This is a genomic window from Microbacterium album (assembly GCF_014643695.1).
Classification (GTDB): Bacteria; Actinomycetota; Actinomycetes; order Actinomycetales; family Microbacteriaceae; genus Microbacterium; species Microbacterium album.
Window position 1 is genome coordinate 118632 of the sequence record NZ_BMJY01000003.1, and the last position, 21233, is coordinate 139864.

22 protein-coding genes are annotated in these 21233 nt (G+C 73.6%); 14 read left to right on the top strand and 8 right to left on the bottom strand.

All coding sequences use genetic code 11. The features are described 5' to 3' along the window. From IEX37_RS05355 to IEX37_RS05375, 5 genes are all read right to left on the bottom strand, one after another. Positions 1-327: a DUF2469 domain-containing protein gene (locus IEX37_RS05355; RefSeq protein WP_188755218.1), complete on the bottom strand. Its 327-nt coding sequence runs from the start codon at positions 325-327 to the stop codon at positions 1-3. A 65-nt stretch (positions 328-392) separates the two neighbouring features. After that, entirely contained in the window at positions 393-1052 is a 660-nt protein-coding gene (gene rnhB / locus IEX37_RS05360; protein ID WP_188755219.1) for a ribonuclease HII, read from the bottom strand. Then, entirely contained in the window at positions 1052-1810 is a 759-nt protein-coding gene (gene lepB, locus IEX37_RS05365) for a signal peptidase I (RefSeq protein WP_188755220.1), read from the bottom strand. The genes rnhB and lepB overlap by 1 nt, the downstream gene beginning before the upstream one ends. 190 nt (positions 1811-2000) lie before the next feature. Further along, positions 2001-2351 carry a 50S ribosomal protein L19 gene (rplS, locus tag IEX37_RS05370; protein ID WP_188755221.1) on the bottom strand — a complete coding sequence of 117 codons (351 nt, stop codon included), beginning with the start codon at positions 2349-2351 and terminating at the stop codon, positions 2001-2003. A 197-nt stretch (positions 2352-2548) separates the two neighbouring features. Further along, positions 2549-3058 carry an MFS transporter permease gene (locus tag IEX37_RS05375; protein WP_188755222.1) on the bottom strand — a complete coding sequence of 170 codons (510 nt, stop codon included), beginning with the start codon at positions 3056-3058 and terminating at the stop codon, positions 2549-2551. Between the two features lie 107 nt (positions 3059-3165). Between IEX37_RS05375 and map the strand changes: the two genes are divergently transcribed. The 6 genes from map (at position 3166) to IEX37_RS05405 (ending at position 10246) form a co-directional block, all read left to right on the top strand. Then, positions 3166-3948, top strand: coding sequence for a type I methionyl aminopeptidase (gene map, locus IEX37_RS05380; protein WP_188755223.1), 783 nt, complete (start codon positions 3166-3168; stop codon positions 3946-3948). 164 nt (positions 3949-4112) lie between these two features. Then, positions 4113-6692 carry a nitrite reductase large subunit NirB gene (nirB, locus tag IEX37_RS05385; protein ID WP_188755224.1) on the top strand — a complete coding sequence of 860 codons (2580 nt, stop codon included), beginning with the start codon at positions 4113-4115 and terminating at the stop codon, positions 6690-6692. After that, a complete protein-coding gene (locus tag IEX37_RS05390) occupies positions 6689-7144 on the top strand; it encodes a nitrite reductase (NAD(P)H) small subunit (protein ID WP_188755225.1) in 456 nt (151 codons plus the stop codon). The genes nirB and IEX37_RS05390 overlap by 4 nt, the downstream gene beginning before the upstream one ends. A 5-nt stretch (positions 7145-7149) precedes the next feature. Further along, positions 7150-8376: a uroporphyrinogen-III C-methyltransferase gene (gene cobA / locus IEX37_RS05395; protein ID WP_229663115.1), complete on the top strand. Its 1227-nt coding sequence runs from the start codon at positions 7150-7152 to the stop codon at positions 8374-8376. Between the two features lie 8 nt (positions 8377-8384). Next, entirely contained in the window at positions 8385-9533 is a 1149-nt protein-coding gene (locus IEX37_RS05400; protein WP_188755227.1) for a uroporphyrinogen-III synthase, read from the top strand. Positions 9534-9535: 2 nt separating this feature from the next. Beyond that, positions 9536-10246 carry a sirohydrochlorin chelatase gene (locus tag IEX37_RS05405; protein ID WP_188755228.1) on the top strand — a complete coding sequence of 237 codons (711 nt, stop codon included), beginning with the start codon at positions 9536-9538 and terminating at the stop codon, positions 10244-10246. Between the two features lie 135 nt (positions 10247-10381). Here the strand turns inward: IEX37_RS05405 and moaA are convergent, their stop codons facing one another. After that, a complete protein-coding gene (moaA, locus tag IEX37_RS05410; RefSeq protein ID WP_373286251.1) occupies positions 10382-11443 on the bottom strand; it encodes a GTP 3',8-cyclase MoaA in 1062 nt (353 codons plus the stop codon). 101 nt (positions 11444-11544) lie between these two features. Between moaA and IEX37_RS05415 the strand changes: the two genes are divergently transcribed. Genes IEX37_RS05415 through IEX37_RS05435 form a run of 5 tightly spaced genes read left to right on the top strand, consistent with a single transcriptional unit; the run spans position 11545 to position 14963 of the window. Continuing rightward, complete coding sequence (locus IEX37_RS05415; RefSeq protein ID WP_188755229.1) at positions 11545-12753, top strand: ThiF family adenylyltransferase; 1209 nt, start codon at positions 11545-11547, stop codon at positions 12751-12753. After that, positions 12750-13985 carry a molybdopterin molybdotransferase MoeA gene (locus IEX37_RS05420; RefSeq protein ID WP_188755230.1) on the top strand — a complete coding sequence of 412 codons (1236 nt, stop codon included), beginning with the start codon at positions 12750-12752 and terminating at the stop codon, positions 13983-13985. Before IEX37_RS05415 ends, IEX37_RS05420 begins: the two co-directional genes overlap by 4 nt. Then, the gene (gene moaC / locus IEX37_RS05425) at positions 13982-14461 is read left to right on the top strand and encodes a cyclic pyranopterin monophosphate synthase MoaC (protein WP_188755231.1); all 480 of its coding nucleotides are present in this window, start codon (positions 13982-13984) and stop codon (positions 14459-14461) included. Before IEX37_RS05420 ends, moaC begins: the two co-directional genes overlap by 4 nt. Then, positions 14458-14733, top strand: coding sequence for a DUF6457 domain-containing protein (locus IEX37_RS05430; protein WP_188755232.1), 276 nt, complete (start codon positions 14458-14460; stop codon positions 14731-14733). Before moaC ends, IEX37_RS05430 begins: the two co-directional genes overlap by 4 nt. Next, positions 14730-14963 (top strand): MoaD/ThiS family protein, encoded by a 234-nt coding sequence (locus tag IEX37_RS05435; RefSeq protein ID WP_188755233.1) that lies wholly within the window; start codon positions 14730-14732, stop codon positions 14961-14963. The genes IEX37_RS05430 and IEX37_RS05435 overlap by 4 nt, the downstream gene beginning before the upstream one ends. A 16-nt stretch (positions 14964-14979) precedes the next feature. Here the strand turns inward: IEX37_RS05435 and IEX37_RS05440 are convergent, their stop codons facing one another. Together IEX37_RS05440 and IEX37_RS05445 are read right to left on the bottom strand one after the other, a co-directional pair. After that, a complete protein-coding gene (locus tag IEX37_RS05440; protein ID WP_188755234.1) occupies positions 14980-15411 on the bottom strand; it encodes a molybdenum cofactor biosynthesis protein MoaE in 432 nt (143 codons plus the stop codon). Then, positions 15408-15929, bottom strand: a complete 522-nt coding sequence (locus IEX37_RS05445) for a MogA/MoaB family molybdenum cofactor biosynthesis protein (RefSeq protein ID WP_188755235.1) — start codon at positions 15927-15929, stop codon at positions 15408-15410. Before IEX37_RS05445 ends, IEX37_RS05440 begins: the two co-directional genes overlap by 4 nt. A 200-nt stretch (positions 15930-16129) precedes the next feature. On the opposite strand from IEX37_RS05445, the gene IEX37_RS05450 reads away from it, so the two are divergent. Genes IEX37_RS05450 through IEX37_RS05460 form a run of 3 tightly spaced genes read left to right on the top strand, consistent with a single transcriptional unit; the run spans position 16130 to position 21230 of the window. Next, positions 16130-17542, top strand: coding sequence for an MFS transporter (locus IEX37_RS05450; RefSeq protein ID WP_188755424.1), 1413 nt, complete (start codon positions 16130-16132; stop codon positions 17540-17542). Between the two features lie 5 nt (positions 17543-17547). Next, positions 17548-19107 (top strand): FAD-dependent oxidoreductase, encoded by a 1560-nt coding sequence (locus tag IEX37_RS05455; protein WP_229663091.1) that lies wholly within the window; start codon positions 17548-17550, stop codon positions 19105-19107. Next, positions 19104-21230, top strand: coding sequence for a molybdopterin oxidoreductase family protein (locus IEX37_RS05460; protein WP_188755237.1), 2127 nt, complete (start codon positions 19104-19106; stop codon positions 21228-21230). Before IEX37_RS05455 ends, IEX37_RS05460 begins: the two co-directional genes overlap by 4 nt. Positions 21231-21233 lie beyond the last annotated feature (3 nt).

Below are 21233 nucleotides of genomic sequence, written 5' to 3' on the forward strand. Positions count from 1 at the left end.
CTACTTGCCGTCGAGCGAGAGCTCCTCGGGCAGCTGGAAGTCGCGCCGGGAGAGCTCCTCGATGTTGACGTCCTTGAAGGTCAGCACGCGCACCGACTTGACGAAGCGGTCGGCGCGGTAGATGTCCCAGACCCAGACGTCCGTCATCGTCAGTTCGAAGTAGAAGTCGTGCTCCGTGTCGTGACGCACGACGCTGACGTCGTTCGCGAGGTAGAAGCGCCGCTCGGTCTCGATCACGTACTGGAACTGCGAGACGACATCCCGGTACTCGCGATAGAGCGCGAGTTCGAGTTCCCGGTCGTAGTCTTCGAAGACGTCGTCATCCATGATGGCTCCATCCTAGGTCGTGCGACCCGCGTCGATCGCCGTGCCGATCCGGCCGGCGCCGCGCCTCAGAAGAGGGTGGGGGCGTCGGCGATGCTCCACGAGCGGCGGTGATGGTGACTCAGCCCGCGCTCGCGGATCGCCGCACGGTGCACCGGGCTCGCGTACCCCTTGTTCCGGCACCACTCGTACGCCGGGAGCTCCTCGTGCAGCGTCGTCATGCGCGCGTCGCGCGCGACCTTCGCGATCACGGACGCCGCCGCGGCCGAGGCGCAGTCGCGGTCAGCCTTCACGACCGGACGCACGGTGATGCCGGTGGCGCCGGCCGACGTGATGTAGTCGTGGTTTCCGTCGAGCAGCACGACGCCGGCGGCGGGCGCGAAGCCGCGCTCCTCGAGCGCCGCGAGGGCCCGGATGGCGGCGAGCCCCAGTGCGCGCATGATGCCGACCTCGTCGATCTCCCACGCCTCGGCCCATCCCACGGCGCTCGCGCGCACCCATCCCGCGGCGCGCTCCGCGACGGCCGCGCGCCGGGCCTCGGCCACGAGCTTCGAGTCGCGCAGCCCCTCCGGAACGGCGATCGCGGCCGCGTCGGCGTCGATCACGGACGCGCCCACGGCGACGGGCCCCGCGAGGGCGCCGCGGCCCACCTCATCGCACGCGAACACGAAGGGAGCGTCGCGCAGCAGCTCCCGCTCGAGTGCGAGGGTGGGCACGGCGACGGGCATCAGCGCGACGCCTCCCCCGGATCGCCCTCCTCGTCCTCGGGCACGCCCGCGAACACGGAGTGGTGGCCGTCCACCCCGCCGAAGCGGTCGAGGGGCCACATGCGCAGGAAGACCTTGCCGACGACGTTGTCGAGGGGAACGAACCCCTCCCCCGGCTGCTCGGTGTTGTAGCGCGAGTCCTTCGAGCGGTTCCGGTTGTCGCCCAGGACCCACAGCGACCCGTCCGGCACGACGACGTCGAACGCCTTCTCCGACGCCACGGTGTCCCCGGCCGGCAGCTTGATGTACCCGAGCTCGTCGATCGGCACGCCGTTCACGGTGATCTGCCCGAGTGCGTTGCAGCAGACGACGTGGTCGCCGGGAAGGCCGATGATGCGCTTGACGAGATGATCCTGCGAGTCGGACGCCGAGAGCCCCACGAGGTTGAGCACCCAGTCGATGCCCTCGACGATGGGCGAGCGCTCCGGCTGCGGCGTGGGCTCGAGCCAGCCCCCGGGGTCGGCGAACACGACGACGTCGCCTCGCGAGTAGCCGGCCCAGTTCGGAGTGAGCTCGTCGACGAGGATCCGGTCGTCGACCAGCAGCGTGTCCTCCATCGACGCCGAGGGGATGAAGAAGGACCGCACGACGAAGGTCTTCACGAGGAACGACACGAGGACCGCGATCACGACGATCACGACGACGTCGCGCAGGAAGGCCAGCCATCCGCGACCGCGACGGGAATCCTGCGCCGCGGGGGCGGACTGCTCGCTGCTCATGTGATCCTTCGAAAGCCGTGCGCCGGAAAGGCGCTCCCTCCAGGGTCGCACACTCCGCACCCTGCTCCTGAAGGCCCGCCGGGGAACGCCCGTGAGTCCCGCGATTCCCCGGGCTTGCGCTCGCCGGGCCCGGAAACGACGGAACCCCGCGCCCATCGGGCCACGGGGTTCCGTCGGAGGAGGCGACGACTCAGCCGTTGTCGCGCTTCTCCTTGATCTTCGCCTTCTTGCCGCGCAGGCTGCGCAGGTAGTAGAGCTTGGCGCGGCGGACGTCGCCGCGCGTGACGACCTCGATGTGGTCGATCACGGGCGAGTGCACCGGGAACGTGCGCTCCACGCCGACCTGGAAGCTGATCTTGCGGACCGTGAAGGTCTCGCGCACGCCGTCGCCCTGGCGGCCGATGACGACGCCCTGGAACACCTGGATACGCGAGCGGCTGCCCTCGACGATGTTCACGTGCACCTTGACGGTGTCACCGGGACCGAAGGCGGGGATGTCGGAGCGGAGCGAGGCCGCGTCGACGGCGTCGAGGATGTGCATGTCGGATCACTTCCTGCGGCCGCCACAGGTCGGCCGCGTTCGAATTCGATGAGGTGTATGCGTGTGCTGTGAGGTCGAAGACCCTCGGCTCCCCTGGGGCAGAGCGGCGAAGCGGGCGCAGCGACGGCTGCGCCGGCCACGGCACAAGGATCCATTGTGCCACGCCGCAGCGCGCGTTCCAAACGCACGCGGGCGTGTCAAGCTCGGGGCTGCTGCCCCTCCTCGACCACGATCACGGGCGTGCCGGTGCCCTGCCGCGTGCGAGCGCCCGGGAACCCGCTCTGCTCACCGCGCAGGATGCCCTCGGCCTCGGCGAACGAGACGCGTCCGACCCGCGACGCGGCCTCGCGCCACAGCTGCCAGAGCTGGATCCAGAACAGGGCGATGGCCGCCGCGATCGCGAGGGTCAGCAGCAGGCCGAACCAGCGCGCGCTGAACAGGCCGACGGCGATCGTGAGCGCGTGCCATACACCGAATCCGGCCACGTCGATCCACGAGACCGCACGCGTCTGGCGGAACGACGGACGGGCGCGCACGAGCAGCGTGAGCACGACCTGGGTGAGCGCGACGGAGGGCATCGCGATGAAGAGCACCCACAGGAACGCCCAGCCGCTCGCGCCGAAGACCGCCCAGCCCAGCAGCAGCCAGAGCGGCAGCACGGCGGCGGCCGGCCAGAGCCACCGGGAGAAGATGCGACGCAGCGCCATACCCCGATGCTACGGGCTGGCGACCCGGCGCGGGGCGCCGCGGGCAGGGTGCACACGGAAGGCACAGCCTGGGCTCTGGGACAATGGAGGGGAGCGAGAGGACTTCCATGATCGAACTGCGCACCCCGGCCGAGATCGAGCAGATGCGGCCCGCCGGCCGGTTCGTGGCCGAGAGCCTCGCGACGCTGCGGGAGGAGACGAAGGTCGGCACGAACCTGCTCGCGATCGACCGGCGCGCGCACGAGCTCATCCGCCGCGCCGGCGCCGAGTCGTGCTACATCGACTACCACCCCTCCTTCGGCGCGAGCCCGTTCGGCAAGGTGATCTGCACGTCGATCAACGATGCGGTGCTCCACGGGCTGCCCCACGACTACGCGCTGCGCGACGGCGACCTCGTGACGCTCGACTTCGCCGTGGCGGTCGACGGGTGGGTGGCTGACTCGGCCGTGTCGTTCGTCGTCGGCACGCCGCGCGACGAGGACCTCGCGCTCATCGAGACCACCCAGCGCGCCCTGGACGCCGCCATCGCGGCGGCGACCGTCGGCAACCGCGTCGGCGACATCTCGGCGGCGATCGCGGCGGTCGCGCGCGCCGAGGGACTCAGCATCAACACGGACTTCGGCGGCCACGGCGTCGGCCGCACCATGCACGGCGACCCGCACGTGCCCAACGACGGCCGGCCCGGCCGCGGCTATCCCCTCAAGCCGGGGCTCGTGGTCGCGCTCGAGCCGTGGTTCCTGCACACGACCGACGAGCTGGTCACGGACCCGGACGGATGGACGCTGCGCAGCGCCGACGGCTCCCGCGGCGCCCACTCCGAGCACACGGTCGCGATCACGGAGGACGGCCCGATCGTCCTCACGGACCGCTCGTTCCTCGGCGTCGCCTGATCCGTCGCACTCCGTCGCCCGCGGGGCACCTGTTCTCACAAACAGGTCCCGCTCGAGGTGAGCGAATCGTTCGCTCGGGGTAACCGAACGTCGCGGCGCCGCGAAACACGCCGTTCCTAGCGTGAGGGTCATCACCGTCCGTGATCACCCACCGCAGGAGCGACATGACCGTCCCGACCGCCCCGTCCCTCCGCGTCGTCGTCGTCGGCGCCGGCATGGTGGCGCACCGCTTCGTCGAGAGCCTGCTGAGCCGGGCCGGCGACGAGGTGCGGATCACCCTCCTCGGCGAGGAGGGACGCGCGCCCTACGACCGCGTCGGCCTCACGGCCTACCTCGAGGGCACCTCCCCCGCCGAGCTGAGCCTCGATCAGGACGTGCTCGACGACCCGCGCGTGTCGTTCGCACCGACCGACCCCGTCATCCGGATCGACCGGGAGACGCGCACCGTCACGACGCGCTCGCACCGCACCGTGCCGTACGACGCGCTCGTGCTCGCGACGGGCTCGTACGCCGCGACGCTGGCGCTCGACGGCTTCTCGCTGCCCGGCTGCTTCGTGTACCGCACGCTCGACGACCTCGTCGGGCTCGAGCACTTCGTGCGCCGCCGCGCCGAACAGCTCGGGCGCCCGCTCGTCGGCGCTGTGATCGGCGGCGGCCTGCTGGGGCTCGAGGCGGCCGGCGCCCTGCAGGGGCTCGGCGTGTCGTGCACCGTCGTGCAGTCCTCCGACAGGCTCATGTCGGCGCAGCTCGACGCACGCGGTGGTGCGACCCTGCGGCGTCTCATCGAGGCACGGGGCATCGCCGTGCGCACGGAGAGCCGCACGACACGGCTGGATCCGGACCACACCGGCAACGTGGCGGGCCTGGAGTTCCAGGACGGGTCGTACGCCGCGGCCGACGTGGTCGTCTTCACCGTCGGCGTCCGTCCGCGCGACGAGCTCGCCAGGGCGGCGGGGCTGCGGGTCGAGCCGCAGGGCGGCGTGACGATCGACGAGGGGTGCCTCACGAGCGATCCCGCGATCCTGGCCATCGGCGAGGTCGCGAGCTTCGACGGCCGCTGCGTCGGGCTCGTCGCGCCCGGGTACGCGATGGCCGAGGTCGCCGCGACCCGGCTCCTCGGCGGCGACGCCTGTTTCCCCGGTTACGACGACTCCGCCAAGCTCAAGCTCTCCGGCGTCGATGTGGCGAGCTTCGGCGACGCGTTCGCGACCTCGCCCGGCGCGCTCGACGTCGTCTACGCCGATCCCGTCGCCGGCGTGTACAAGAAGCTCGTGCTCTCGGACGACGCCACGACGCTGCTCGGCGGCATCCTCGTGGGCGACGCCGCGGCATACGGAGCCCTGCGCCCGCTGGTCGGCAGCCCGCTCGGCGCCGATCCCGCGGCATACCTCCTGCCCGCGGACGGCGTCGAACCGCCATCGGGCGATCTTCCGGACGCCGCGGTCGTATGCTCCTGCTCGAGCGTCACGGCCGGGCGCATTCGGCAGGCTGTGCATCAGGACGGCTGCGCGGACGCCGCGGCGGTCAAGGCCTGCACGAAGGCCGGAGCCACGTGCGGCTCGTGCTTCCTGGCCGTGAAGAAGATCGTGGGAACGGAGCTCGCCGCGCTCGGCCACACCGTGAGCGACGCGCTGTGCGAGCACTTCGATCTGTCCCGGCGACGTCTCTACGACGCGATCCTGGTGTCGGGGCTGACGACCTTCAGCGCGATCATCGAGCGCTTCGGCCGCGGTCGCGGCTGCGACGTCTGCAAGCCGGCCATCGCGAGCATCCTCGCCGGCCTCGTGGGGCGGCACGTGCTCGACGGCGAGAACGCGTCGCTCCAGGACACCAACGACCACGTCATGGCCAACATGCAGAAGGACGGCTCGTACTCCGTCGTGCCGCGCATGCCCGGCGGCGAGGTGACGCCCGAGGGCCTGATCGCGGTCGGCCAGGTCGCGAAGGACTTCGGGCTGTACACCAAGATCACCGGCGGACAGCGGGTCGACATGTTCGGGGCGCGGCTGGAACAGCTGCCGCTCATCTGGAAGCGCCTCGTCGACGCGGGCTTCGAGTCCGGCCACGCCTACGGCAAGTCGCTGCGCACCGTGAAGTCGTGCGTCGGCTCGACATGGTGCCGGTACGGAGTGCTCGACGCCGTCGGCATGGCCGTGCGGCTCGAGCTGCGCTATCGCGGACTGCGCGCCCCGCACAAGCTCAAGCTCGGCGTCTCGGGCTGCGCACGAGAGTGCGCCGAGGCACGCGGCAAGGACGTCGGCGTGATCGCCACCGAGAACGGCTGGAACATGTACGTGGGCGGCAACGGCGGCTTCACCCCGCGGCACGCGCAGCTGCTCGCCGAGGGACTGGACGACGATGCGCTGATCCGCGCGATCGATCGGTTCTTCCTCTACTACATCCGCACCGCCGACCGCCTGCAGCGCACGGCGCCCTGGGTCGCCGAGCTGGAGGGAGGGATCGACGAGCTGAGGCGCGTGATCTTCGACGACAGCCTCGGGATCTGCGCCGACCTCGATGCCGCGATGGCGCGGCACGTGGACGAGTACGAGGACGAGTGGGCGGCCACGCTGCGGGATCCCGAGAAGCTCGCCCGCTTCGCGTCGTTCGTGAACGCGCCCGACACGCCGGATCCGTCGCTCGCCTACGTCGCCGAACGAGGGCAGGTGCGCCCCGCGTCCGAGGAGGAGCGCCGGGAGGCCGGTGTCCTGATCGCCGGCACGACCCTGGAGGTGCGCCGATGACCTCCGCCCCGTCCCCCGCCGCCGACATCGCGCGCGCACCGGCCTGGGTGCGGGTCTGCGCGCTTTCGGACCTCGAGGTGGAACGGGGCCGGGCGGCGCTGCTCGGCGACACGCAGGTCGCGCTGTTCCTCCTCGCCGACGGCAGCGTGCGGGCCGTGTCGAACTTCGACCCCTACGGGCGCGCGCACGTGCTGTCCCGTGGCATCGTGGGCACGAAATCGCTCGGTAACACGCCGACGCCGTCGGGAAACACGCGACCGGGATACTCGGAGTCCGACGGGACGCACGCCGAGATCCCCACGATCGCCTCGCCGCTGCACAAGCAGGCATGGGACCTGCGCACAGGCCGGGTGGTGGAGACGCAGGGGAAGGACGCGCGCGACATCCCCGTCTGGCCCGTCGCGGTGCGGGACGGAGACGTGTTCATCCGCTGGGAGGGGGACGGATCGTGACCACGATGATCGGGGTGACGCTGCAGGGCCGGCGCGTGGTGCTCGTGGGGGGCGGCTCGGTCGCCGCGCGGCGCCTGCCGAGGCTGCGGGACGAAGGCGCGCGAGTGCGGGTCGTGGCGCCCGCGCTCGGCGCCGAGACGCACGACCTCGTCCGGGCCGCCGACGCGGAGTGGATCCCGCGCGCGGTGCGCGAGGAGGACCTCGACGACGCGTGGCTGGTCCACACGGCGACGGGCGATCCTCGCGTCGATGCCCGCGTGGCCGCGTGGTGCGAGGAGCGCCGCGTGTTCTGCGTCAACGCCTCGGACGGCGCCCACGGCACGGCACGCCTGGCGGCCGAGGCGCGAGCGGGCGACGTGATCGTCGGAGTGGCGTCGGACGCGGGCGTCGATCCGCGCCGGGCCGTGCGGGTGCGCGACGCGATCGGTCGCCTGCTCGAGGAGGGCGCGCTGCCGCTGCGCAGGGTGCGCAAGGCGGCGCGCGGCCGCGTGTCGCTCGTCGGCGGCGGGCCGGGGCCCATCGACCTCATGACGGTGCGCGCGCGTCGGCTGCTGGCGGAGGCCGACGTCGTCATCGCCGACCGCCTCGGCCCCGTGGACGTGCTGGCCGACCTGGATCCCGAGGTCGAGGTGATCGACGTGGGCAAGCGCCCCGGCCACCACCCGGTGCCGCAAGAGCGGATCAACGCCCTGCTCGTCGAGCGCGCGCGCGCGGGCCGCCGCGTGGTGCGGCTCAAGGGCGGCGACCCATTCGTGTTCGGCCGGGGCGGCGAGGAGGTCACCGCCTGCCTGGCGGCCGGCGTGCCGGTGGAGGTAGTCCCGGCGCCCAGCTCGGCGATCGCCGTGCCTCAGGCGGCCGGCATCCCGGTGACGCACCGCGGGGTGGCCGGCGCGATGCACGTGGTCAACGGACAGGCGCCGCTCGGCGCCGGCACGCTCGCCGCCCTCGCCGACGAGACCGTGACGACCATCGTGCTGATGGGCGTGGCCGCGCTCGAGCGGATCGTCGCGGGAGCGCTCGAGGCGGGCGCACCCGCGAGCCGCCCGGTGGCGATCGTCGAGAGCGGCCACACATCGCACCAGCGGACCACCTTCACCACGCTGGCGAAGGCGGTGGCCGACGCGACGAACGCCGGCGTGACCAACCCGGCCGTGATCGTGATCGGCGAGGTCGCGCGCGAGCAGCTGTTGCTCCCCGCGCCCTCCCCCGCCGGCGCGGCCGCATCCGGGTGAGCCATCGCATGCCCCCCACTCCCGGACCGGCCGACGCGTCGCCGCGCCTGCTCTCGACGGCGTTGGCGGGATGCGCGATCCTCATCGCCGTCGACCGCCGCTCGAGCGAGCTGACGGCGGCGCTCGAACGGCACGGCGCGACCGTGCAACAGGCGGCGGCGCTCACGATCGAGTCGCACATCGACGACGCGACGCTGATCGCCCGCACGCGCGAGCTCATCGCCCATCCGCCCGACATCGTCGTGGCCACCACGGGCGTGGGCTTCCGCGGCTGGATGGAGGCCGCGCAGGAGGCGGATCTCGCGGACGAGCTCGCGGCGGCGTTCCGCGGAGCGCAGCTCGTCGCGCGCGGGCCCAAGGCGCGGGGCGCGATCCAGCAGGCCGGGCTGACCGCAGACTGGGTCGCGGAATCGGAGACGGCGGCGGAGCTCGGCGCCTACCTCGTCGCGGAGGGCGTGACCGGCAAGCGCGTCGCGGTGCAGCATCACGGCTCGGGCGCCGACGGCCTCGACGAGCTCTTCACCGCGCACGGCGCGGACGTCGTCAGCCTCACGGTGTACCGCTGGGGGCCGCCGCCCGACCCGGCGCTCGTCCGTCGCTCCGTGGTGGCCGCGGCCCACGGCGAGTACGACGCCGTGCTGTTCACGTCGGCCCCCGGTGCTGCCGAGTGGCTCGCCGAGGCCGAGCGGGCCGGCGTCACCGATGCCATCCGCGGTCTCGCCGCGCGGGGGCGCCTGCTGATGACCGCCGTCGGTCCGGTGACCGCGGAGCCGTTGCGCGCCGCGGGGGTCGAGACGCTCGTCGCGGAGCGGGGCCGCCTGGGATCGCTCGTGCGCGCGGTCGTCACCCACTTCGGCGGCGGCCACGCGCCCTCGTACGTGACCCCGGCGGGGCGTCTCGAGCTGCGCAGCGGAGGCGCCGTGCTGGGCGGGCGGGTCGTCGCGCTCTCGCCCGCCGGCGCTGACGTGCTCTCCGCGCTGTTCGACGCGGGCGGCGGCGTCGTCTCGCGAGCCGAGCTGCAGCGCGTGCTGCCCCGCTCGGGCCAGAGCGCGAACGCCGTGGAGATGGCGGTCGCACGGCTGCGGGAGGCGCTGGGCGCGCCCGATGTGATCAAGACCGTCGTCAAGCGCGGATACCGCCTGAATGTGGAGGACTGACCGTGCCGTCGCATCCCGCCCTGATCGCCTGCTCACACGGAACGCACTTCGCGGAGGGGCGCGAAGCGATCCATGCGCTCCTGGCTCTCCTGAAGCTGCCCGGCACGCGCGTCGCCGAGGCGTTCGTCGACGTGCAGGAACCGTCGGTGGACGAGGTGGTCGCCGCCATGGCGGGCCCCGCGGTGATCGTGCCGCTGCTGCTGTCGGCGGGGTTCCACACCGGCGTCGACATCGCGCGCGCTGCCCGCTCGCGCGGCGGTGTCGTCGCGACCGACCCCCTCGGTCCGCATCCCCTGCTGGCGGAGGTGCTCTCCGCACGGCTCGACGAGGCAGGACTGGAGGCGCGCGACCACGTCGTGCTCGCGGCGGCCGGATCGTCCCGCCCGGAGGCGGCCGTCCACGTCGAGCGCATGCGGGACCTCCTGGCCGCGCGCATCCCGAATCCGGTGACGGTGGGGTACGCCGCCGGCGCTGACCCGCGCATCGGCGCCGCGGTCCAGACCGCGCGCGCCGCGGGCGCCGGTCGCGTCGTGGCCGCGAGCTACGTGCTCGCGCCGGGGCACTTCGCGAACGTCGTCGCGGCGGCGGGCGCGGACGTCGTGACGGCGCCGCTCGCGCCGGATCCGCGCATCGCTGACGTCATCGCGGAACGCTATCGCGCGGCCGCCCGCCTCCTCGAGACTGCTCCCGACCTGTCGGTGACGCACCTCTGAGACGTCCGCGCCGGCCGACGCAGCGCCACCGCGTCGGAGGAATCCACCGTCTCGGAACCGATCCGCCGGATCGCTCCGAGGGCGTGGCTTTCTCCGATTCCGTGGCGGGCGAAGCGGCGCGCCGAACGCGGCCGGTCAGCCGCCGATCGCGTTCATGCCGCGCGCGGGCTGGAGGAAGGACGGGTCGTCGATGGCGTGCCCGGGGAGCTTGCGCAGGATGCAGCCGCGCATCATGGCGTCGAGGTCGCGGTCGATGTCGTCGGAGTCGCCCCGCAGGATGGGCAGCACGTCGAACTCCGTGGTCGAGAACAGGCAGTTGCGCAGCTGACCGTCGGCGGTCAGACGCAGCCGATCGCAGTCGCCGCAGAACGGCGCCGTGACGGACGCGATCACGCCGACGCGGTGGGGACCGCCGTCGAGGGTCCAGGTCTCCGCGGGCGCGCCGCCGCGACCCGGCACGGGGGTGAGGTGCCAGCGACGCGAGAGCGTTGCGAGGATCTCGTCGCGCGTGACCATGCGCTCGCGCGACCATGTGTGCCCGGCGTCGAGCGGCATCTGCTCGATGAAGCGCAGCTGCGCGCCGTGCGAGATCGCGAACTCGACCAGCTCGACGAGCTCGTCGTCGTTGACCTCGCGCATGGCGACGGCGTTGAGCTTGAGCGGAGCGAGCCCCGACGCCGCCGCGGCGGCGATGCCCTGCAGGACGTCGTCGAGCCGATCGCGCCGGGTGAGCGCGTGGAAGCGGTCGCGCCGGAGCGTGTCGATCGAGATGTTGAGCCGGCCGAGGCCGGCGTCGATCAGGCCGGGCAGCGCCTCGGGCAGCCGGATCCCGTTGGTGGTCATCGCGACCTGCACCGGCCCGTCCGGCCCCTCGATCGCGCGCAGCCGTCGCACGACCTCCACGAGGTCGTTTCGCAGCAGCGGCTCTCCCCCGGTGAGGCGGAAGGTCGTGATGCCCGCGGCGGCCGCCACGCGTGCGACGCGCTCGATCTCGTCCAGCGTGAGGATGCTCGACTTGGCGAGCCACTCGTTGCCCTGCTCGGGCATGCAGTACGTGCAGCGCAGCGAGCAGCGGTCGGTCAGGGAGATCCGCAGGTCGCGGTGGACCCGACCGAAGGTGTCGACGAGAGGGCCGGACGCGGAGGCGCCGGGCTCGGCCACGACGCGGCGGCCGATCGTCACCGGCACGACGGTCACGGCCGGCTCCCGGATTCGATCCCGTGCGGTCCCATCCCGCCAGCCTACGCGCCGTGGGTCGCACCGGCGCCGCTCGCAGCGGCCGGCCGTAGGCTGTCGGCATGTCCACCGACCGTCCGAGCCTGCCCCCTCTCGTGGAGCCGGTTGCCACACTCACGCCCGCCGAGCGGGAGCGGACCGCGCGCCACCACGTCCTCGCACCGCTCGGCGAGCTCGGTCAGCGGCGACTCGCGGCCGCCCACGTCGCGATCGTCGGCGCGGGCGGGCTCGGCTCCCCGGCGGTGCTCGCGCTCGCGGCCGCGGGCGTCGGCGCGCTCACCGTGATCGACGACGACGTGGTGGAGCTGTCGAACCTGCAGCGCCAGGTAATGCACCGCACCCGGGACGTGGGCGAGGCCAAGGCGACGAGCGCGGCGCGCGCTGCGACGGATCTGGCCCCCGAGGTGCGCGTGCACGAGGTGCGGGAGCGGCTGACGCCCGGCAACGCCGCTGAGCTGCTGTCCGGAGCGCACGTCGTGCTCGACGGGAGCGACACGTTCGACACCCGCGAGGCCGTCGCCGCCGGCTGCGAGGAGCTCGGAGTGCCGCTCGTCTGGGGCACCGTGCAGGAGTTCGCCGCGCAGGTGACGGTCTTCTGGTCGGCTCCGCCGACCGGCGCGCCGACCGTGCGGCTGTCGGATCTGTACCCGGCCGGCAGTGCCGGCACCGTCCCGACCTGCGCCGAGGTGGGCGTGCTCGGCGCGCTGTGCCTACAGGTCGGGGGTCTCATGGCGACCCAGGCGATCCAGCTCATCGCCGGGATCGGCGAGCCCCTGCTGGGGCGCATCGTGGTCATCGACGGCCTCCGCGCCACCCAGCGGGAAGTGCCGCTTCGCGGACGCTCCCCGGAGGCACAGACCGCGGCGCCGACCGCCGGGTCATCGAGGGCAGGTTCCGCTCCCACCCCCGCCCAGCGTCGCATCTCCCCCGAGGAGCTGGCGGCGGCGCTGGCGGGAGCGCCCGCTCCGCTCGTGATCGACGTGCGCGAGCTCGACGAGGTGCGGGACGGCACGATCCCCGGCGCGCTCCACCTGCCGCTCGGAGAGCTGCGGGCGGACCCGGATGGCTGGGCACAGCGTCTCGCGCCGGCGGCTTCCGGCCGGGATGTGGCCGTGGTGTGCCGCGGCGGTGTGCGTTCCGCGGAGGCCGCGACGCTCCTGTCCGCGCACGGGACGGATGCCGCGACCGTGGCCGGCGGGATGCTGGCGTGGACGGGGGCTCTCGGCTCCCCCGCCGCAGGCCTCGTCGGCGTGCCGGAGCGCACGGCGTGAGCGCGCCGCTGCGCACGGTCGAGGAGCAGCTGCACGATGTCCTGGCCGCGGTCGACCCCACCGCGACCGAGTCCGTGCCCCTGACCGACGCGACGGGCCTGACGCTCGCGGAGGACGTGCGCGCCCGCGTGGACGTGCCCGTCTTCGACAACTCCGCCATGGACGGGTTCGCGGTGCGCCATGCCGACGTGGCGGGGGCGGGCCCCGATTCACCGGTGGTCCTGCGGGTCGTCGCGGACCTGCCCGCGGGCACCGGCGAGCAACCGGCGCTGGCCGAGGGCGAGGCGGTCCGCATCATGACCGGCTCGCCCGTGCCGCGCGACGCGGACGCGATCGTGCCCTTCGAGGAGACGGCCGGCGGCCTGGACGACTCGCTCGAACGCGCCACCGTGCTGCGCGCGCCCCGTGCCGTGGGCGCGCACATCCGTCGCCGCGGAGAGGACCTCCGGGCGGGCGATGTCGTGGTGTCCTCCGGCACGCTCCTCGGCCCGCTGCAGCTGTCGGCGGCGGCGGCCACCGGCGTGGATCGCGTCGTCGTCTCCCAACCGCCGCGCGTCGTCGTGGTCTCGACCGGCAGCGAGCTGGCGGATCCTGGAGCCGACCTGCGGCACGGGCAGATCCCCGAGTCGAACGGCACGCTGCTGGCCGGCCTGGTGCGGGCGGCGGGGGCGGAGCTGGTCCGCGTCGCCCGGGTGTCGGACGAGGAGCGGGAACTGCGCGAACTGCTCGCCGAGACGGCGGACGCCGACGTCGTCATCACCTCCGGCGGCGTCAGCGCCGGCGCGTACGAGGTCGTCAAGAACGTGCTGGGCGGCGAGATCTCCTTCACCAAGGTCGCGATGCAGCCGGGCAAGCCCCAGGCGTTCGGACGGCTGACGACCGGAGCGCTGCTGTTCGGGCTGCCGGGCAATCCCGTGAGCGTCGCGGTGTCCTTCGAGGCGTTCGTCCGTCCAGCGCTGCTGGCGGCCCAGCGCCGCGCCGAGCTGCACAGGCCGCTGCTGCGCCTGCCCGCTGCGGTCGGCTGGCGCACACCGCCCGGACGGCGCCAGTACGTCCCCGCCGCGATCGACCGGACGGATCCGGGTCGCTGGACGGTGCGCCCCGCCACGCGCGGGGGCTCCGGTTCCCATCTGGCAGGCGGCCTCGCGCAGGCCGAGGCCTACGCGGTGGTCCCGGCCGACGTCGAGCAGGTCGCCGCGGGCGATCAGGTCGATGTCATGCTGGTGTCATGAGTTTCACGCATCTCGACGCCGCCGGCCACGCGCGCATGGTGGACGTCACGGAGAAGCAGCCGACCGTGCGCTCGGCGACCGCGCGGGGGTTCGTCCGGGTCGCCCCCGAGACGGCCGCGGCGCTGCGGGACGGCTCGGTTCCGAAGGGCGACGTGCTGGCCGTGGCCCGCATCGCCGGCATCCAGGGCGCCAAGAAGTGCGCCGAGCTGCTGCCCCTGGCGCACGTCATCGGCGTGCACGGCGCTGTCGTCGACCTCGCGGTCGAGGACCGCGGCGTCGCGATCGAGGCGACCGTGCGCACCGCCGATCGCACCGGCGTCGAGATGGAGGCGCTCACCGCCGTGACGGTCGCTGCCCTGTCGGTGGTGGACATGGTCAAGGGCATGGATCGCTCCGCCGCGATCGAGAACGCACGGATCGTCGCGAAGACGGGCGGCCGCAGCGGGTCCTGGACCCGCGAGGAGGAGTCGTCATGACCGACGGCTCGCGCACCCTGCCGCCCGAGGCGCTCGACGCGTGGAGCCGTGCCGCCGCGGAGCGGCTCGGCCTGGATCCGGCGGAGGTGCCGATCGCGCTCATCCTGGACCTCGCCCGCGACGTCGCCCACGGCGTCGCTCGGCCGGCCGCGCCGCTGACCGCGTTCCTCGCCGGGCTCGCCGCCGGGCGCGCGGGTGGGACCCCCGCAGACGTCGAGCGGGCCGTCGCCGACGTCGTCTCCCTCGCGAAGACATGGGAGACGGGCCGATGACCCGCGTGCGCTACTTCGCCGCCGCGGAAGAGGCCGCCGGACGGGCCGAGGAGACGCGGGACGAGGCCACCCTCGGCGAGCTGCGCGCCGCTCTGACCACCCAGTACCCGGGCCTCGGCGGGATCCTCCCGCGCTGCGCGGTGCTGGTGGACGGCGAGCGTCGCGACGACGACGCGCCGCTCGCGGGCGCGCAGACGGTCGACGTGCTCCCCCCGTTCGCGGGCGGCTGAGCCGTCCGCGGTGCCGTCAGCCGCCGAGGCCCTTCCATTCGGTCGTGCCGTCGGCCTCGATCTGCCGCTTCCACACGGGCAGCTCCCGCTTGATGTCCTCGATGACCTCGCGGCACGCGGCGAACGCCTCGGATCGGTGCGGTGCCGCGACGGCGATGACGACCGCGGCCTCGCCGACCTCCAGTCGGCCGACGCGATGGCTCACAGCGACGAGCGCGCCGTGCCGTTCCGCGGCGCCCGCGGCGATCCGATGCAGGACCGTCTCCGCGTCGGGGTGAGACGTGTATTCGAGCGCCGCGACCGTCCCGGCGGCGTCCGGATCGTGGTCGCGCACGCGGCCGACGAACGAGGTCTCGGCGCCCATGCGGGGGTCGTCGACCGCCGCGACGTGCTCGCCCAGCGCGATGGGGGAATCCGAGATCCGCGCGACGCGGACGGCGCCGGTCACCGGTGGTCCTCCCCCGCCAGCTGGCCCACGGCGTGACGCGCCACGGACAGCACCACGGGCATCCCGCTGCGCACGGCGGCGGGCGAGCCGGGCAGGTTGACGATCAGCGCGCCGCGCGCCACCCCGGCGATGCCGCGCGACAGCATGCCGGCCGGTTTCTCGGCCGCCCCGATGCGACGCAGCTCCTCGGCGATCCCCGGCACCTCGCGCTCGATCACGCGCAGCGTCCCCTCCGGCGTCTCGTCGCGCGGTCCGAGTCCGGTGCCTCCCGTCGTGACGATCACGCGCGCCCCCGCGGCGATCATCGCCACGAGCGCTCGTTCCACGTTCTCCGCTCCGTCCGGCACGACCACCGCGTCGTCGCAGTCGAAGCCACCGACGCGCAGCGCGGCGACGGCAGCGGGACCGGACAGGTCTTCGCGCTCGCCGCGCGACGAACGATCGCTCACCGTGATCACGGCCCCGCGCAGTTCGGTCACGGCCGGCTCGGGCGCGGTGGTCGTGGGCGGCTCATCCATGCCAGCGAGTCTACGAAACGCGCGGCGGGCCCGGCGGAGGACGCCATGTTTCGGGCGTGTGACGAAGCCCTCAACGGGTCCGGGGCAGCCGCGTGATCGAACGGTGATCGAGAGGTAACCCGCGAGCGCTCGGGCACGAAACATCCCGCCCCTACCTTCGGAACCACACGCCGCTGCCATCCGGAGGAGTCGCCATGGCCATGTCCCTGAGCACCACCCCGCACAGCACCGCCCCTCACAGCACCGCCGACACCGCTTCCCGCACGACGATCGTGCGCCGCCCCGGGCGCTGGATCGACGGCTGGAACCCCGAGGACGACGTCTTCTGGGCGTCGCAGGGCCGGGCGATCGCCCGGCGCAATCTGCGCTGGTCAATCTTCGCGGAGTTCCTCGGCTTCATCGTGTGGCAGCTGTGGAGCATCGTCGTCGTGCTGCTCCCGGCGGCGGGCTTCACGCTGTCGACCACGGAGTCGTTCTGGCTCATCTCCCTCCCGAGCCTCGTGGGAGCCACGATGCGCTTCCCCTACACGTTCGCCGTCGCGCTCTTCGGCGGTCGCAACTGGACGATCGTCTCGGCCGGCCTGCTGCTGATCCCGGCCGCGCTGCTGGGCGTCGTGGTGCAGAACCCGGAGACGCCGTTCGGCGTGCTGCTGCTGGTGGGGGCGCTCGGGGGCTTCGGCGGCGGCAACTTCGCCAGCTCCATGGCCAACATCACCTACTTCTTCCCGCAGCGGGAGAAGGGCTGGGCGCTCGGGCTCAACGCCGCCGGCGGCAACCTGGGCACGTCGATCGCGCAGCTCCTGGTCCCGATCGCCGTCACCCTCGGCGCGGCGGGCACGCTGAACATCCAGCTGGCGGGGTGGATGTGGATCCCGCTGATCCTGCTGGCGATGTGGGGCGCGTATCGCTTCATGGACAACCTGTCGTCGGCGAAGGCGGATTTCGCGGGGGCGGCGTCGGCGCTGCGCGAGCCGCACCTGTGGGTGATGGCGCTGCTGTACATCGGCACCTTCGGCTCCTTCATCGGCTTCGCGGGAGTGTTCCCGAAGCTGATCGCGGACCAGTTCCCCGAGTTCTCCACGTTCCACGTGGGCACCGCCTCGCTGACGCTCGCGTTCCTCGGCGCGCTCGTCGGTTCCCTGGCCCGTCCCTACGGAGGGCGCCTGGCCGACCGCTTCGGCGGCGCCCGCATGACGATCGTCGCGTTCATGCTCATGATCGCCGGAGCCCTCGGGCTCATCCTCACGCTGCCGCTCGGCAGCTTCTGGGTGTTCCTCGGCTGCTTCCTGCTGCTGTTCGTCGCCACCGGAATGGGCAACGGCGCGACGTACCGCATGATCCCGAGCATCTTCGCGGCGCGCGGCGCCGCGACGGCGGGGGACGCGCACTCGGTGAGCGCCCAGCGCAAGGGCGCCGCGGCCCTCGGTCTGATATCGGCGATCGGTGCCTACGGAGGGTTCGTCATCCCGCAGGTGCTGGCGGCCTCGCACGCCGCCACGGGCGGATACACCGCCGCGTTCTGGGGCTTCATCGCCGCATACGCCGTCATGCTGGTCGTGACCGCCGCCGTCTACCTCGTGCCGCGGGCCTCGCTGGCCGGGCACCGGATCTGATGGCCATGCCGGTCGCCCGCGCCACGCCGCCGCGCGTCGTCCTGATCGGTCTCGGCCCGGTGGGCCTGCGCTTCGCCGAGGAGCTGCTCCCCGCGATCAGCGCCGGACGCCTCACGCTCACGATCATCGGGGCCGAGAGCGAGGCGCCCTACAACCGGGTGCTGGTCGCGGAATACGCGGTCGGCGATCTCGACAGGGACGAGCTGACGATCGGGGACGTCGCCGAGCTGCGGGCGGCCGGCGCGGAGGTCATGGTGGGCGCGCGGGCGGCGTCGATCGATCGGAGTACGCGCGAGGTGACCCTGGACGACGGCCGCCGCATCGCCTACGACAGGCTCGTGCTGGCGACCGGTGCGCGCGCGACCGTGCCCGCGCTGGACGGGCTCGAGCGGCTCGGTGCCGACACCTCGGGGCTGGACGACGCTCTCACGTCCGGCGTGTGCGTCCTGCGCAGCACCGAGGACGCCGAGCGCCTCCGCGCGCGGATCGCCCCCGGCGCACGGATCGTCGTGCTGGGCGCGGGGGTCCTCGGGATCGAGCTCGCCCTGCTGCTGGCGCGGACCGGCGCGTCGGTGCGGTTGGCGCACTTCGGCCCGGCACCGATGCCACGCCAGCTCGATCGCGGTGCGGCCGCCGTGCTCACGGCGGCTCTCGCGTCGGCCGGGGTCGAGGTGGTCCCCCACACCCGCGCCGAAGCGGTCATCGCCCGCCAGAGTGCAGACGGCGTCCGGACCTTCCGCGCGCTCGTCACCTCCGACGGACGGCGCATCGACGGCGACCTCCTGGTGCTCTCCTGCGGTGTCCGCGCGCGCACCGAGCTCGCCGAGTCCGCCGGGCTGCGCGTCGGCGCCGGCGTGCTCGTCGACGCGCGACTCGCCTCCTGGTCGGATGAGCGCATCCACGCGATCGGGGACTGCGCGCAGGTGGCCGACCGGGCTCCGGACGCACCCGACGCGGGGTCCGGGGGCCCGAGCGGGCTGATCGGGCCCGGCTGGCGGCAGGCCGAATGGCTCGCGCGCGCGCTACGGGAGGAGCTGGACGGCGTCGCGCCGGGCGCCTTCGTCGACGAGGCGCCCGGTGTGGTGGCGCTCAAGGCGGAACAGGTGGATCTGGTCGCCGCGGGCGAGGTCTCCGCCGACCCGTTCGCCCCGGTCCCCGCGGGCGAGAAGGCGCCGGGTGTCGCCGTGTGGGCGGACCCCCAGCACGGCGCCTACGTCAAGATGGTCACGACCGACGGGGCGCTGACCGGGTTCGTCGCCGTGGGGCTCCCCCGCACCGCCGCCGAGCTGAGCGTGCTGTACGCGCGTCGCGGCGAGCTGCCCGCGGACCGGTCCCTGCTGCTGCGGCTCGATGCCGCGGAGGAGCAGGTTCCCCGCCCGACCGGGCGCGACGCGACCGTCTGCGTCTGCAACGGCATCACGGCCGGGGCGATCGAGGACGCGATCGGCGACGGCTGCGCATCCGTGGCGGACGTGGGGCGGTGCACCAGGGCCGGAACCGGGTGCGGCGGCTGCCGGGCGCGGATCGCCGAGCTGCTCGGAGCCCGAGAGGCGGCGGCCGCATGACGTACTCGGCTCTCGCCGCAGCGCCGCCGGACACGGCCCCGGCCACGGCGACGCACTGCCCGTACTGCGCGCTGCAGTGCGCCATGAGCCTGCGCCCCACGCCCCGCGAGCGCCTCCCCGTCGCCGTCGCGGGCCGCGACTTCCCCACCAACCGCGGCGGCCTCTGCCGCAAGGGCTGGACGGCTGCGGAGCTGCTCGCGACACCTGACCGCCTGACGAGCCCGCTCCTGCGCGGCGACGACGGCGAGCTGCGGACGGTGTCCTGGGAGGATGCCCTGGACCACGTCGCCGCCCGCATCGCCGCCCTCCGCGCGGAGAGCGGACCCGACGCGATCGGCGTCTTCGGGGGCGGAGGCCTGACGAACGAGAAGGCCTACCAGCTCGGCAAGTTCGCCCGCATCGCCCTGCGGACGTCCCGCATCGACTACAACGGCCGGTTCTGCATGTCGTCGGCCGCCGCCGCCGCGAACCGCGCGTTCGGCATCGACCGTGGCCTGCCGTTCCCGCTGACCGACCTCGACACGGCCGAGACGATCCTGCTGCTGGGATCGAACGTTGGCGACACGATGCCGCCCTTCGTCTCCCACCTGCAGGGAGCGCGCGCACGCGGCGGTCTGGTGGTGGTCGACCCTCGCCGCAGCACGACGGCAGCGCTCACCGCCGACGGCGCGGGCCTGCACCTCCAGCCGGTCCCCGGCGCCGATCTCCCCCTGCTCCTGGGCCTGATCCACGTCGTGATCGCCGAGCGCCTGTACGACGAGGAGTACGTGGGCCGGCGCACGACCGGCTTCGCTGCGCTCAGGCGCTCGGTGGCGGCGTGGTGGCCGGAACGCGCCGCGCAGGCGACCGGAGTGCCCGCCGACACCATCCGTTCGCTGTCGCGGCGTCTCGCGACGTCCGGATCCACCTACATCCTCACGGGACGGGGCGTCGAACAGCACGCGGACGGAACGGACACCGCCACCGCCGCGATCAACCTCGCGCTCCTGCTCGGTCTGCCGGGAACCCCCGGCAACGGGTACGGCACCCTGACCGGCCAGGGCAACGGCCAGGGCGGGCGTGAGCACGGACAGAAGTCCGATCAGCTCCCCGGCTACCGGAGAATCGACGATCCGGCCGCCCGTGCGCACGTCGCCGCGGTGTGGGGCGTCGATCCGGAGCTCATCCCCGGCCCCGGCGTCCCGGCGGTGCAGCTGCTGCGCAGCTGCGGGCGCCAGGGCGGGATCCGCGCGCTGCTCGTCCACGGGTCGAACGTCGTGGTGTCGTCGCCGCACGTGCAGTCGGTGCGGGATGCGCTGGGCCGCCTCGACCTGCTCGTCGTGAGCGACTTCGTCCTGTCGGAGACGGCGCGGATGGCCGACGTCGTGCTGCCGGTGCTGCAGTGGGCCGAGGAGGAGGGCACCATGACCAACCTCGACGGGCGCGTGCTGCGGCGACGCCGCGCCGTCCCGCCGCCCGCGGGAGCGCGCAGTGAGCTGTGGATCATGGCGGAGCTCGCCCGGCGGCTGGACGCACCCGGCACGTGGGACGTGGAACCGTCGCGGGTGTTCGACGAACTCGCGCGTGCCTCGGCCGGCGGGCCGGCCGACTACTCCGGGCTCAGCCACGAGCTGCTCGACGCGGGCGAGGTCGCCCACTGGCCGTATCCGGCAGACGGCGAGAGCACCCCGCGGATGTTCGCGCACCGTTTCGCGCACCCCGACGGGCGCGCCCGGCTGGTCGCGGTCCGCGCCGCGACGCGCGAGAGTCCGCGGGGGGCGCAGCTGAGCCTCATCACGGGCCGCCTGCTCGAGCACTACCAGAGCGGCGCCCAGACCCGCCGGGTGCCCGAGCTGACGGAGGCCAGCGCCGAGCTCGTCGCCCAACTCCACCCCGCAACCGCGCGCGACCGGGGACTGCGTGACGGCGACCGGGTGCGGATCGAGAACGGGCGCGGTTCCCTGGAGGCGCGCGTCGGGGTGAGCGGCAACATCCGCCCCGACACCGTCTTCCTGCCGTTCCACTTCCCGGACGATCAGAGCGTGAACCTGCTCACGGACGACCGCCTCGACCCGGTGTCGTCCATGCCGGAGTTCAAACACGCCGTGGTCGACCTCACTCGGGTGGACCGGGCGCGCGCGTGACGG